The following is a 14,128-nucleotide window of genomic DNA, read 5'->3' on the forward strand; positions in this document are numbered from 1 at the left end:
CATTTTTTAATCTATAACTGACATCCTGACTTCAGTGGCAAAGCTAAATAGAAAAAGGCACAATTCCTTGTGCCTTTTTTGTCGGAATTACCCTACTTTAACGGAGCAGGGTTTTCAGCCGGCCGTTTTTTTTCAAGACGGGCCAAATCGCTTGCTATATGCACCGTTTCGTCTAAATACGGATCCGGTTCCTGATAATTTTTGGGAACATCATCCAGTTTTTTCAGGGCGGGTTTTCCGGCACGCTTCAGTCGTTCATTAATACGCTGCAATCGAAGCGCATCCTCTTCATCATTATCCTTTTCACGCTGCGCATAATTGAGCGAAACGATATCCCGCTTAGCCTTCATCGCGTTATAGCGCGCAATGTCTTTCATGATGTACTGAAATTCGGGATCTTTCGCAATACGCTGCTGATGCAAACGCAATAAATCAGGCTCAAAAGCATTCAGATCCCCTGCTTTCACCCAACTGGCCGGCTTAATGCTATCCCAGGGCAGCGCGTTGTCCTCGAATTTTTCACCGGTCTCCGTTTCTTCGCTGCCTGTCGGCATCAGGATATCAGGCGTCACGCCCTTACGCTGCGTACTGCCACCGTTGATGCGATAGAACTTCTGTATGGTGTATTGCACCGAACCTAACGCCGGCCATTCAGGACGCAGCATCTGGTCATAGATTCTATTTAACGAACGGTATTGCTGTACCGTACCTTTACCAAAGGTAGGCTCACCTACTATCAGCGCCCGACCATAATCCTGCATTGCCGCAGCAAAAATTTCCGATGCTGAAGCGCTAAAACGATCGACCAATACCACGAGCGGGCCGTTGTAATACACAACGCCATCCGTATCGCTGTCAGAGCGTACCTTACCATTGTTATCCCGTACCTGAACTATCGGGCCACCGGGGATAAACAAACCGGAGAGCGAAACGGCTTCGGTGAGTGCCCCGCCGCCATTGGTACGCAAATCAATGATAATGCTACTGACATGCTGGCGTGACAGCTTCTGTAGCTGTGCTTTCACATCATCGGTCAAGCCTACATAAAAACCAGGAATATCAAGTATCCCCACTTTTTCTTTACCGAGGGTCTTAACCGACATTTTTACAGCACGATCTTCGAGACGAATGCGCTCGCGCGTTAAACTCACAAAACGCGTTTTTGTTCCTTTACCGGCAGGCAGAATTTCAAGGCGCACCTTGCTACCTTTCGGTCCTTTGATCAGGGCGACGACATCATCCAGGCGCATGCCGATGACATCCTGAACAGGTTTACCCGGTTCACCGACGCCAACAATGCGATCGCCGACGGAAATAGCCTTACTCTTTCCCGCCGGGCCGCCCGCAACCAGGGAGTTGATTACGGTATAATCATCATCCATCTGTAATACGGCGCCAATCCCCTCAAGCGACAGGCTCATTTCAGTATTAAACTGCTCGGTATTACGGGGCGATAAATAGTTCGTATGGGGGTCTATCTCATGCGCAAAGGCCGTCATCGCCAGCGAAAACACATCCTCGCTTTTGGTCTGAGCAAGGCGTCGTATCGCGGACTTATAGCGACGAGTGAGCGTGTCATGAATCTCTTTATCCGATTTACCTGCAAGCTTCAGGCTTAACCGATCATATTTAACTTTTGCGTCCCATAGCGTATTCAAAGCCGCCGCGTTTTCCGGCCAGGGCGCCTTGCTTCTGTCAAGATTAAACGTATCCTGGCCATTAAAATTCACGGGATGCTCTAAAGTCTGCAGCGCGTAGGTGTAACGCTCAAAGCGACGCTTTTGCGCCAAGTTAAACATCTCGTAAAAGATGTCTAACCGGCCACTGCGCAGTTCATCACCCACCTCATTCTTTTTACTGGCGAACTGCTCAACGTCGGACGCCAGTAAAATATTGTGACTGTAATCCAGCAGATTCAAATAACGATCAAAGATTTTAGCGGAGAAAGCTTTATCGAGACTGAACTGACGATAATGAGAGCGAGTAAAACGAGACGTTACGCGCTCGCTCACGGTGGGATGCTGAGGCTCTTCCTTTAATACAGGAAGCAGATCGGCGCGCGTTATCACGTCAGTAGCCTGCGCACTGCTTACAGCCAGAAAAAGCGCTGCCGCCACTGCGGTAAGTTTACAAAAAGCGTTCATGCCCTGGTTGACCTCCGTTTCAGAACAACAGATGTTCTGCGCGTACACTCATTGACATACCGGAAGCCAACTGCACGCGGACGCCGTCTTTGGTAATTTCCTGAACAACGGCGCTCATTGCATTGTTACCCGCTTTGACTTTGACAGTCTGGCCTGTTTTAAGCTGCGAGACATCCGTTACTGGCTTATGCTCACTTTCCTGACGGGCAGCTGTGGGTTTAGCCGCGCGCGGTTTGCGGTCGCCATCAGGCTTGCGACGCGGTGCGGGACGCGCTTTACGCTCGCGGCGCGGCGCCTCTTCTCCACCAGCCGATTCAGCGGAAGCGCGTTTTTTCGCCTGGCGCTGCGCCTGTACCCGCGCTTTCGCCTCTTCAAGCTGTTTGCGAGCATGCTCAACGTGCTGCTCTTCCAACTCACCGCAGGCGTTGCCATCTAAATCAACGCGAGTCGCACCGGGCTTAATACCATACAGGTAGCGCCAGCTAGACGTATACGAACGCAGCGCAGAGCGCAGCTGTGTTTTACTGAGGCTCATTTCCCCATCTACGCGCGCGACAAGATCCTGAAAGATACCAATCTTGAGCGGGCGCGCCTCACCTTCTGCACTAAAACACTGGGGGAAGCGTTCGGCAAGAAAAGCGATAACTTCTTTACTGCTATTCAACTTAGGTTGATTTTCCATGAAATTTCCTGATTACAACGGACTTTGCCGGCCAGGCCGCAGGCATGAACAGGCGTCATTATAATGACGCATTCAGCAAATGCTACGTTAACCGTTGTTTCTTATGCATCAAGGCGCAAGAATTTTTTTGAAATCGGTCGCAACAATCGCCTCCTGAAGAGCCTCAGCCAGCGCGCTAAGCCCGGACTCATCCTGCGAATCAAAGCGATCGTAACGGGTACTATCGATGTCCAATACGCCAATTATCTGATTTCCAACTCGTAGTGGCAGCACAATTTCTGCATTACTGGCTGCATCACAGGCAATATGGCCATCGAAAGTATGTACATCGCCGACGCGCTGAATTTTAGCGCTGGCGGCGGCTGCCCCGCACACGCCTTTGCCAACGGGAATACGCACACAGGCAATGTTCCCCTGAAATGGCCCTAATACTAGCGTATCGCCGTCAATCAAATAAAAACCGGCCCAGTTAACGTCATCCAACCGGGAAAACAGTAGCGCACTGGTATTAGCCAGCATAGCCAAAAAACTGGTTTCACCCGCCATTAATGCCTGAAAATCCCGCGTTAACTCCGCATAGAACTGCGTTTTACTTACACTCATGAAAACAATCCGTCTTTTTATCTTTAATACAGTAACAGTTTAAATAAACATTAAATGCTGTCATGCTCAAGCGACAGATTTACTGAGTTAATATTCATTAACCAAATAATCATATCAAGAGCCTCTCCCGGCAGACGTAATTGTTGCTGGCAGTGTGGACACGGACGGCAACAAGTATTCGGAGCAAACGCGGTACGATGACCCATACTCTGAATCCAGCAAACACATAAAAACAGACTAACGGGATTGGCCTTTAAGGCGACTATGGCACTGAAACCCAAAGGCATGCCAACAGGCCAGCCTTTAATTATCCACACTATCGGCAACAGCCTACCTCGGGCACGGTATCAGCGCTGCCAGGAATGCGACACTCTTTTTCTGTTACCGACGGTGAAATCGAATCAGAATGCGTTTTGTCCCCGCTGCCACGCCAAAGTCCACAACGGGCGCGACTGGTCGTTAACCCGCCTCGGCGTAATGGCGGTAATGATGTTGATACTTATGCCGATCGCCTAGAACGAGCCGGTTTTGCATTTTTGGCTTCTTGGTAGCCATATCGAAGCCTCAATGCTGCAAGGAATTTGGCAAATGGCGCGTCAGGGCGATCCTATTACCGCCGCTATGGTACTTTTTTGTGCGGCCGGCGCGCCTGTTACGCTGGTGGTTGCGATTCTCTGGCTTTGGCTGGGCGGCGCACTGGGCGCTAACCTGCGCCCGGTATTACTCATGCTGCACCGCTTAAAAGAGTGGGTTATGCTGGATATCTACCTAATCGGCATCGGCGTGGCGTCTATTAAAGTCAAAGAATACGCCTGGCTCCAGCCCGGCATTGGCTTATATGCTTTCATCCTACTGACGCTGTTAAGTATTCTGACTTTAATCCATCTGAACGTTGATGAACTGTGGGAGCGGTTCTATCCCCAGCGCGCTGCGCGTCATCACGCCGAGGCGCTGCGCGTTTGTCTGGGATGCCATTTTACCGGGCTCGCGGATAAACACGGGCGCTGCCCGCGTTGCCACACCCCGCTCTATTTCCGGCGCCCGCAAAGCTTGCAGAAAAGCTGGGCGGCGCTGATTGCCTCACTCATTCTGTTACTGCCGGCAAATCTCCTTCCAATTTCAGTTATTTACGTTAACGGCGCACGTCAGGAAGACACAATACTTTCCGGGATAATATCGCTCGCTTCCAGCAACATTGCCGTGGCCGGCGTGGTATTCATCGCCAGTATTTTGGTGCCTTTTACCAAAGTTATTGTGATGATTACACTGCTATTAAGCATTCACTTTAAATGTGAGCAAGGCTTAAAGACGCGCATATTACTGCTGCGTTTTGTCACCTGGATTGGCCGCTGGTCTATGCTCGATCTCTTTGTTATCTCACTCACTATGACGCTGGTTAACCGCGATCAACTGCTAGCTTTTACTATGGGTCCCGCTGCATTTTATTTCGGCGCAGCGGTTATTTTGACTATCCTTGCCGTGGAATGGCTGGACAGCCGCTTACTTTGGGACGCACATGAGTCAGGAAATGCACGCTTCACCGACTGAGGCCAAGGTTAAAACAAAACGCCGTATTTCACCCTTCTGGCTGCTACCGGTTATTGCGCTACTCATTGCGCTATGGCTTATCTGGAATACATGGCAGGAACACGGTTCAACTATCAGAATCGATTTCACTTCCGCCGACGGCATCGTGCCGGGCCGCACGCCAGTTCGCTATCAGGGGGTCGAGGTGGGTACAGTCCAGAGCGTAACGCCAAGCGAAGATCTTCGGAAAATCGAAGTCAAAGTCAGTATTAAAAGCGATATGAAAGATGCGCTGCGCGAAGAGACACAGTTTTGGCTGGTTACCCCAAAAGCATCTCTGGCCGGGGTTTCCGGGCTGGATGCGCTGGTTGGCGGCAACTATATTGGAATGATGCCAGGCAAAGGTAAACCTCAGGATCATTTTTCCGCACTGGACACCCAGCCCAAATATCGCATTAACAGCGGCGAACTCATGGTGCATTTGAATGCGCCCGATCTCGGATCGCTCAATAGCGGTTCTCAGGTTTACTTTCGCAAAATACCGGTTGGTCATGTCTACGATTACACGATAAATAATAATAAACAGGGCGTGACAATCGATGTACTTATTGACCGGCGTTTTGCCACTCTTGTGAAAAAAAGCAGCCGCTTCTGGAATGTATCAGGGATGAAGGCCGATGTCGGGCTGGGCGGGGCCAAAGTACAGCTGGAAAGTTTAGCCGCGCTGGTCAATGGCGCTATCGCCTTCGACTCACCGGACGATGCACCGGCTGCAAAACAGGATGAGACCTATTCGCTCTATGAAGATTTAGCCCATAGCCAGCGCGGCGTGCTGGTGACACTGGAACTTCCTGACGGCAATGGCCTTAAGGCAGACTCTACGCGGCTAATGTATCAAGGGCTTGAAGTCGGAACGCTGACCAAAATTACGCTTAATGATGGCGGTGCGGTCACGGGTGAACTCACGGTCGATCCCAGCGTGGTATCGCTTATGCGCACCGGCACGCGCATTGAACTAAAAAATCCGCGTCTCGCGCTGGATAATCCTCAGCTAAGTCGCCTGCTTACCGGAAGCACGCTGGAACTGGTGCCGGGAACCGGTGAGCCGCAGCACCATTTTGTCGTTGCGGCCGCGAATAAAACGCCATTACAGCGCCCGGATGTGCTCACGCTGACGCTTACCGCTCCCGATAGTTTTGGGGTTGAAGGCGGGCAACCGGTAAGCCTGCACGGCGTCCAGATTGGGCAAGTCATTGAGCGCAAACTCACCCAGCGCGGCGTTACATTTTCTATCGCCATCGACCCACAGTATCGGGCACTCATCAAAGCAGACAGTAAGTTTGTGGTGAATAGCCGCATTGACGTAAAAATGGGGTTCGATGGCGTTGAGTTTTTAGCCGCCAGCGCGAGCGAGTGGGTTAACGGCGGTATTCGAGTTATTCCCGGGAAAAGCGGGGGAGCCAAAACCAGTTATCCCTTATATGCCAATATCGAAAAGGCCATTGAGAATAGCCAGGGCGATGTGCCTATCCCTACACTAACGTTGACGGCGCAAAGTTTACCCGATGTTCAGGCTGGCTCCGTTGTTCTGTACCGAAAATTCGAGGTCGGCGAAGTTATCGCTATTCGACCACGTACCAGCGCGTTTGATATTGAAGTTTATGTAAAACCGCAATATCGCCATCTCTTATCTCAAGACAGCGTATTCTGGGCGGAAGGCGGCGCACGTGTGCAGCTTAACGGCAGCGGGCTTACAGTCCAGGCATCGCCGCTTTCCCGGGCGCTGAAAGGCGCGATTAGCTTCGATAATCTTTCCGGCGCTGCTGCTAACGTGGCTAAAGGCGGTAAGCGGATGCTCTATCCATCAGAGACGTCTGCCCGCGCCGTCGGCAGTCAAATAACGCTCCACGCCTTCGATGCGGATAAGCTGGCACCGGGTATGCCTATCCGTTATTTAGGCATCGATATTGGTCAGCTTGAGTCACTGCAGCTTATAACGGAACGCAACGAAGTGCAGGCTAAAGCCGTATTATATCCGCAGTATGTCAATACGTTTTCCCGCGCCGGCACCCGCTTCTCAGTAATTAGCCCGCAAATTTCCGCCGGCGGAGTCGAACATCTTGATAGCCTGCTGCAGCCTTACATCAACGTTGAACCTGGACGAGGGAAACCGCTGCGCAGTTTTGAATTGCAAGAGGCGACAATTACCGACTCCCGCTATCTCGACGGGCTAAGCATTATCGTTGAAGTGCCGGATGCCGGCTCGCTCAATATCGGCACTCCGGTGCTATTCCGCGGCATTGAAGTGGGCACAGTAACCGGCATGCATCTCGGCAATTTATCCGATCGGGTCATGATTGGCCTGCGCATCAGTAAGCGCTACCAGCATCTGGTGCGCAATAACTCCGTATTCTGGCTGGCCTCAGGCTACAGCCTTGACTTCGGTCTGGTAGGCGGCGTGGTGAAAACCGGTACATTCAACCAGTTTATTCGCGGCGGTATCGCTTTTGCCACACCGCCCGGCACACCTTTAGCGCCCAATGCGCAGCCGGGTAAACACTTCCTGCTGCTCGATAATGAACCCAAAGAGTGGCGCGAATGGGGAACCGCCCTGCCGCACTGACGCGATAAACGCCCCGGCGACCGACCCGGGGCGTTTATGCTACACTGCGCGCTCTTAATTTGCAGAGACCGACGACTCGTGGCCACCACCTCCGCTGTATTTTTCCCCGACGCATTTCTTAGCGCTATGCGCTCTGCCATTCCGGACACCGCCGGATTCAACGATTTTATTGCTGCCTGCCAGCGGCCATTAAGACGCAGCCTGCGCGTCAACACGCTGAAAATCAGCGTGGCAGATTTCTTAATTCGCATCGCGCCCTTAGGCTGGCAGCTAACGCCAATTCCCTGGTGCCCCGAAGGTTTCTGGGTTGAATCCATTGATGAAAATATCGCTCCACCCGGCAGCGTTGCTGAGCATCTGTGTGGATTATTCTACATTCAGGAAGCCAGCTCGATGCTGCCAGTGAGCGCGCTGTTCTCCAGAGGAAACGCCCCTCAGCGTGTGATGGACGTTGCCGCAGCCCCCGGCTCGAAAACGACGCAGATTGCGGCAAACATGCATAATCGCGGCGCTATTTTAGCCAATGAACTCTCTTCCAGCCGCTTAAAAGCGTTACACGCAAACTTAAGCCGCTGCGGAGTCGCTAATGTCGCGCTCACGCACTTTGATGGCCGCGTATTTGGCGCCGCCGCCCCTGAAAGTTTCGATAGTATTCTGCTGGATGCTCCCTGCTCCGGCGAAGGCGTCGTGCGTAAAGATCCCAATGCCTTACGCAACTGGTCCGTTGACAGTAATCAGAGTATTGCAGAGACGCAGCGCGAACTGATTGAGAGCGCCTTTCATGCGCTTTGCCCAGGCGGCGTATTAATCTATTCAACCTGCACGTTAAATATGCTTGAAAATCAGCAGGTTTGCCGCTGGCTGATTGAGCGATACCCCCAGGCGATAGAAATTGAATCGCTGGAGGATTTATTTCCGGAGGCGAACAAAGCGCTAACGCCTGAAGGTTTCCTACATATTTTCCCTCATTACTATGACTGCGAAGGGTTCTTTGTCGCCAGATTTCGCAAAACGGCCTCCGTTCCGCCCCCGGAGCCGCCGCGTTACAGAATGGGCGCATTCCCATTCTCCCCGCTGCGCGAGCGTGACGCTCGCCTTGTTGAGCAGGCCGCTAAAAGCGCAGGGCTTGTCTGGGATTCTGCGCTAACGCTTTGGCAGAGGGATAAGGAACTCTGGCTTTTTCCACAGACCATTACTCCACTACTGGGCAAGATTCGCTTTTCGCGCATCGGTATTCACTTAGCGACGCAGCATAACAAAGGCTATCGCTGGCAGCATGAGGCCGCTATTGCGCTTGGCGATACCAGCGCGCCTGGCACTATTGCGCTTAGCGCAGAGCAGGCCGAAGAATGGTTCCGTGGACGTGATATCTACCCTGACAGCCCTGTACCCGAGGGCGAAGCCTTACTCAGCTACAATGGCGCTATCCTGGGCATCGCAAAAAAGGTAGGTACTCGCCTAAAGAATAATTATCCCCGGGAACTGGTTCGCGATGGCAGGTTGCTTATACAAACTGCCGACGAATAAATTCATCATTGTCTGACTGGTAATTTCGACGGGCTCGTCTAGGCTAAATAAGGTATGCCCTTTACTGGTCATACCAGGCCATCACTGCAAATCACGGAGCACGTTATGACGAAAACCAGCGTCAGAATCGGCAACTTTGAAATTGACGATGCCGAATTAATCCAGGAACCACCCGGAGCCAGAATCTTAAGTATTCCATGCAAATCCGATCCGGACTTATGCATGCAACTGGACGCATGGGATGCTGAAACGAGCGTTCCCGCGCTTCTAAATGGTGAACATTCCGTCCTTTATCGCACTCACTATGACAGCCATACCGATGCCTGGATTATGCGCTTTGCTTAATCCATAATACCCGTCGAACAGGCGGGTATTTTTATATCTCTCCCACACAAAACGCCATTCTCACCTACACTTAGCCACACAATGGATTTGGCAGAGGGCGGCATGTTCGCGCTGGTATTATTTGTTTGTTATCTTCACAGCGGCTGTGACGATAAGGTCGTCGATGTTTACAACACAGAGCAGCAGTGCCTGAACGCTATGGCCGATCAGCGTATGCGGCATGGGGGGTGTTATCCAGTGGATAAATCCTTTGGTGGGTTCTGGCAACCTGCACAGCAATACAGTGATATTTGGCGGCGCTAGATTCACTGCATCGGTTGAAACAAATAGCGTGACTCAAAAAGTGGTGGTTAATTTTAGTACTATTTCAAGCGCCGAGATGCACCTATTCCCGCCGTTTTACCGATAGGTCAGGCCGTAATATTTTAATTAAGGCGGTTATTTATTTTTCAGCTTATTATTAGCGGCTTTACTTTTCCTGGATAGGTTTTGTTTATGTAGCTACCGGCCAATAACTACGCTCGGTATAATCGCGAATATTAAACCTCCGCCGATTATTAGCTCATCGCCAAAGGAAAATATTAGCCTATAGCTCAACGCTACCTGTAATACGGAGAGTATTCAAAAAAACTTCCGCTGTTTAATGTCTGGCCTTTCTGTCGCTCAGGTTTTCTGGAATAGCACCTTAGGCGTGAGGCTTTATTTTATGTGCTGAGCTATACGCGCAGATATTAATCCCCTATATCCCTGTTTATGCGCCGGGATACGCACCTAAGAAAAGGCAGTGATTAACGCCGCACCGCATTCATGACACAGATACTTTTCGGTATAAAAAATTTATCGTTGAGGGCGCACTGCTAAGCGGCCAGCTTGTTATCTGCCAGCCGCCGCGTAGACTTCAGGCGCCTAACTGATGGCATGTCGCAGCGCAGGATAGGTAAAAAGTAATAAATGGCACATATTTAACCCAAAATGAAACAGCGTACTCACCCATAGCCTGCCGCTCCACATCCAGGCCAAACCATACACTAGCCCGCTAATCCCGGCGAATAGCATCAGTAATGGCCCACCAGCCGCATGCAGTGCACCAAACAGTATGCTAGTCAGACATAAAGCGACGACGGGCGGCATCATCAATGATAAACGCTGTTGTAAATACCCGCGAAATAAAGCCTCTTCCGCCAGCGAGACAAAAAATAGGTTAGCCAGAACAAATGCCGGCAGCCATGTCGGCCAGTGCAGCTCCAGTTTTAGCCCGCCGGCCCCCATGGCTATCAATAAAATGCCGGGTACGCACAGTATTAACGCTCCCCAACACCAGCGTGCAACCCTTACCGGTGGCGCACTGACAAACAGCGACGGTAGTGCAATCATTAATATAAACGGCACCAGCGCCTTATCAAAATTAAAACTAAAACCAAAAGGAATGCTACGCGGGCCCAGTACGCTATTTTCCACGATGCGAGGGTTATTAAAGCCAGGGATCCAATGCATTGTTAACGCCACTGCCGCCAGCAAAGCGATAATCTCCACGGCAATGCGTAGCGTCGGCCGGCGCTGTAGACGCGTGGATACTAGCGCCAGCGCGGCGAGAGCGATGATAAACCCCGCGCCCACAGGCTGGATAACATCGTTGATATAACCCCATACGCAACTGCAGGCTAATATTAATACAGCAATAAGCCGGTTAAAGCGCAACGATAATAATGATATAGCCAGTAATACCCACATTATTTGACCTTTTCCTGTGTCCCAAAATGGCAATAACATAGCATTCCAGACAATAAGCAACCAGCCGAGATAACGTTAATAAACATTATATTTCGCTGGAATGATAACGTATGCAAGGATTATAAATAATGGATGACATACGGTTATTTATACCAGCGCCGAAAACCCTAATCTCTAAAATCAGAAATCTGCGCGCGCCATAAAACGTTATGTTCCTGGCACGCACTTATACGGGGCTGACGGCATCGTTTATTCTGTAAATATAGTGGCGAAACGCTGCGCTAAATAATCAATTAGCTTGCGTACCGAAGGCAACAACCCCCGCCGGCTTGAAAATACGGCATGAATTATTTCCACCCGTGGCGCCCATTCGGGAACTATCCTGATTAATCTCCCTGTCGCCAGATGACCGGCTATCATTGGCGCAGGAAGCTGCACCACGCCTACGCCAGCGGTAGCAGCTTCGCATAGCGCAATCATATCCGAAGTGACAAAACGCGGTTGATAGGTCACCGTCATCGCTTCATCATCGGGCCCATAAAGTAACCAGTGATAACTACCCTCTCCGTCGCTATTGCCCATTGCAGGCAACGCACCGAGCGCATCGGGGTGTTCCGGAAAACCGTACTGTTTTATTAATGCCGGGCTGGCCACCAGGCACTGTTTACGCTCCGCTAATACGCGCATAATAAGGCTGCTGTCCTGAAGAGGTGCTGGCCTCACCCGAATAGCAATATCCAGCCCCTCCCCCACAATATCCACGCGGCGGTTAGTTGCTTCCAGATGAACAGTGATTTGAGGATAACGCGCCATAAAATCCGCCAGCATTTCGCCTGCGTACAAATGTAATAGCGCAATCGGGCAGGACAGACGGATAACCCCCTGCGGCACCGCGCGCATCTTATCAATAACATCCTGCGCCGCCTGAGCCTCAATTATCATCGCTTTGCAGTGCTCATAGTATTGCTGGCCAATTTCAGTCACATAAAAGCGCCGGGTGGTTCGCTGAATCAATTGGGTTTTTAATCGCTCTTCAAGTGCGGCAATGCGACGACTTAATTTTGACTTTGGCAGGCCAAGCGCCCGCCCTGCGGGGGCAAAACCGCCGTGGTCGACCACATTCACAAAAAAGTACAGATCATTGAAATCAGGCATCATTACTTTGTTGTCTCATAAATAGAACACTGTTATCTATTTTAGCCATCTTATGTGCTCATAGTTCCTGTTTTATCGTTAATGACAGAAAGAAATACGAAGGAGCAAATCAATGAAAAAAATTCTCGGCCTCTATGACGCGCCGCGAGCGCATTGGGTAGGCAACGGTTTCCCGGTACGTTCACTGTTTTCGTACCATAATCAGGGTAAACAATTGAGCCCTTTTTTACTGCTGGATTACGCGGGGCCAGCGCAGTTTGAGCCGGCACAGACCCCGCGTGGTGTTGGACAGCACCCGCACCGCGGTTTTGAAACGGTCACTATTGTTTATAAAGGTGAAGTCGCTCATCGTGATTCGACGGGGCGCGGTGGCGTAATCGGCCCCGGCGATGTGCAGTGGATGACCGCTGGCGCCGGTATTTTACATGAAGAGTTTCATTCGCCGGCGTTCACGCAAACAGGCGGTGAACTGGAAATGATACAGCTATGGGTAAACCTGCCGGCTAAAAATAAACTGGCACCGCCCAATTACCAAAGCATTACCAACGGCGATATACCGGACATTTTGCTCCCCGACGCGGCGGGGAAAATCCGGATTATTGCCGGTACCTGTGAAGGCCACTCTGGCCCGGCTCATACTTATACGCCGATGAATATTTGGGATATTCGACTGGCGCAAGGAGGTAAAACCACCTTTACTTTGCCACAAGGCTGGACCACCGCGCTGGTTGTTGTGAAAGGAACGCTGTTGCTTAACGAAGAGACCGTAATACGTGAAAGCCAGCTGGCCATTCTGGATAACAGCGCGGAAGCCTTATCGCTGGAAGCAAACAATGAGGCCATTGTATTACTGCTCAACGGTGAGCCTATCGATGAGCCTATTGTCGGTCACGGCCCGTTCGTGATGAATAGCCAACGGGAAATTGAACAGGCAATTGATGATGTCACTCAGGGACGCTTTGGCATCATGCCGGTCTAAAAAACGTCGGTCACCGCCGGTGACCGACACTCACCTTGAATCACATCTGGCTGGAGAAATACGCTATGAGTAAACCTTATGTTCGCCTTGATAAAAATGATGCCGCAGTATTAATGGTCGATCATCAAACGGGCCTGCTGTCTCTGGTGCGCGACATCGATCCGGATAAATTCAAAAATAATGTGCTGGCACTGGCTGATTTAGCCGAATATTTTAAATTACCCACGATTCTGACTACCAGCTTTGAAACCGGCCCTAACGGCCCGCTGGTCCCAGAATTAAAAGCGCAATTCCCGAAGGCGCCTTATATCGCCCGCCCCGGCAATATTAACGCCTGGGACAATGAAGATTTTGTCAATGCGGTAAAAGCAACCGGGAAAAAGCAGCTTATTATCGCCGGGGTAGTGACAGAAGTGTGCGTTGCCTTTCCTGCACTCTCTGCCATTGAAGCCGGCTATGAGGTATTTGTGGTTACCGATGCGTCTGGCACATTCAATGAAATTACGCGTAATGCTGCCTGGCAGCGTATGACTCAGGCAGGAGCACAATTAATGACCTGGTTCGGCGTTGCCTGTGAACTACATCGCGACTGGCGCAACGATGTCGAAGGCCTGGGCGCGCTGTTTAGCAAGCATATTCCTGATTATCGCAACCTGATGGTAAGCTTTGACGCTCTAACAAAAGAATGATTGAAAGCGGCGGGGGTTCCCACTCCCGCTCTTTTGTCGTCGTTAATAGCTCTTAAGCTTCTGTTTCCAGTAAATGGCCGCGGCGGCTATCTGTTTTCACCTGACGAAGTTAAAAATGCCTGG

At 51.0% G+C, this 14,128-nt stretch carries 12 protein-coding genes and 1 pseudogene; 7 read left to right on the forward strand and 6 right to left on the reverse strand.

What is annotated here, in order from left to right:
• Positions 1-92 precede the first annotated feature (92 nt).
• The 4 genes from prc to SFA31_RS15865 form a co-directional block, all read right to left on the reverse strand.
• Complete coding sequence (gene prc, locus SFA31_RS15850; RefSeq protein ID WP_322838856.1) at positions 93-2,144, reverse strand: carboxy terminal-processing peptidase; 2,052 nt, start codon at positions 2,142-2,144, stop codon at positions 93-95.
• A gap of 19 nt (positions 2,145-2,163) precedes the next feature.
• A complete protein-coding gene (proQ, locus tag SFA31_RS15855) occupies positions 2,164-2,826 on the reverse strand; it encodes an RNA chaperone ProQ (RefSeq protein ID WP_322838857.1) in 663 nt (220 codons plus the stop codon).
• 108 nt (positions 2,827-2,934) lie between these two features.
• Positions 2,935-3,429, reverse strand: coding sequence for a GAF domain-containing protein (locus tag SFA31_RS15860; protein WP_322838858.1), 495 nt, complete (start codon positions 3,427-3,429; stop codon positions 2,935-2,937).
• Positions 3,430-3,479: 50 nt separating this feature from the next.
• The gene (locus tag SFA31_RS15865) at positions 3,480-3,635 is read right to left on the reverse strand and encodes a hypothetical protein (RefSeq protein WP_322838859.1); all 156 of its coding nucleotides are present in this window, start codon (positions 3,633-3,635) and stop codon (positions 3,480-3,482) included.
• A 79-nt stretch (positions 3,636-3,714) separates the two neighbouring features.
• Here SFA31_RS15865 and yebS point away from each other — a divergent pair.
• From yebS to SFA31_RS15890, 5 genes and pseudogenes are all read left to right on the forward strand, one after another.
• Positions 3,715-4,977, forward strand: a pseudogene (yebS, locus tag SFA31_RS15870) (membrane integrity lipid transport subunit YebS).
• Positions 4,946-7,579 (forward strand): PqiB family protein, encoded by a 2,634-nt coding sequence (locus SFA31_RS15875; protein WP_322838860.1) that lies wholly within the window; start codon positions 4,946-4,948, stop codon positions 7,577-7,579. The pseudogene yebS and the gene SFA31_RS15875 overlap by 32 nt, the downstream one beginning before the upstream one ends.
• A gap of 36 nt (positions 7,580-7,615) precedes the next feature.
• Positions 7,616-9,106 carry a 16S rRNA (cytosine(1407)-C(5))-methyltransferase RsmF gene (rsmF, locus tag SFA31_RS15880; protein WP_416208338.1) on the forward strand — a complete coding sequence of 497 codons (1,491 nt, stop codon included), beginning with the start codon at positions 7,616-7,618 and terminating at the stop codon, positions 9,104-9,106.
• Positions 9,107-9,211: 105 nt separating this feature from the next.
• Positions 9,212-9,451 (forward strand): DUF1480 family protein, encoded by a 240-nt coding sequence (locus tag SFA31_RS15885; protein ID WP_322838862.1) that lies wholly within the window; start codon positions 9,212-9,214, stop codon positions 9,449-9,451.
• Positions 9,452-9,553: 102 nt separating this feature from the next.
• Positions 9,554-9,754 carry a YebW family protein gene (locus tag SFA31_RS15890; RefSeq protein WP_322838863.1) on the forward strand — a complete coding sequence of 67 codons (201 nt, stop codon included), beginning with the start codon at positions 9,554-9,556 and terminating at the stop codon, positions 9,752-9,754.
• 603 nt (positions 9,755-10,357) lie between these two features.
• Here the strand turns inward: SFA31_RS15890 and SFA31_RS15895 are convergent.
• Together SFA31_RS15895 and SFA31_RS15900 are read right to left on the reverse strand one after the other, a co-directional pair.
• Positions 10,358-11,182 (reverse strand): CPBP family intramembrane glutamic endopeptidase, encoded by an 825-nt coding sequence (locus SFA31_RS15895; protein ID WP_322838864.1) that lies wholly within the window; start codon positions 11,180-11,182, stop codon positions 10,358-10,360.
• 249 nt (positions 11,183-11,431) lie between these two features.
• A complete protein-coding gene (locus SFA31_RS15900) occupies positions 11,432-12,337 on the reverse strand; it encodes a LysR family transcriptional regulator (protein WP_322839396.1) in 906 nt (301 codons plus the stop codon).
• A 112-nt stretch (positions 12,338-12,449) separates the two neighbouring features.
• On the opposite strand from SFA31_RS15900, the gene SFA31_RS15905 reads away from it, so the two are divergent.
• Positions 12,450-13,316, forward strand: coding sequence for a pirin family protein (locus SFA31_RS15905; protein ID WP_322838865.1), 867 nt, complete (start codon positions 12,450-12,452; stop codon positions 13,314-13,316).
• A 65-nt stretch (positions 13,317-13,381) separates the two neighbouring features.
• A complete protein-coding gene (gene ycaC / locus SFA31_RS15910; RefSeq protein ID WP_322838866.1) occupies positions 13,382-14,005 on the forward strand; it encodes an isochorismate family cysteine hydrolase YcaC in 624 nt (207 codons plus the stop codon).
• Positions 14,006-14,128: the final 123 nt, after the last annotated feature.

Origin of the sequence: Erwinia sp. HR93, assembly GCF_034555055.1 — a bacterium.
In the GTDB taxonomy this organism is placed as follows: Bacteria; Pseudomonadota; Gammaproteobacteria; order Enterobacterales; family Enterobacteriaceae; genus Apirhabdus; species Apirhabdus apintestini.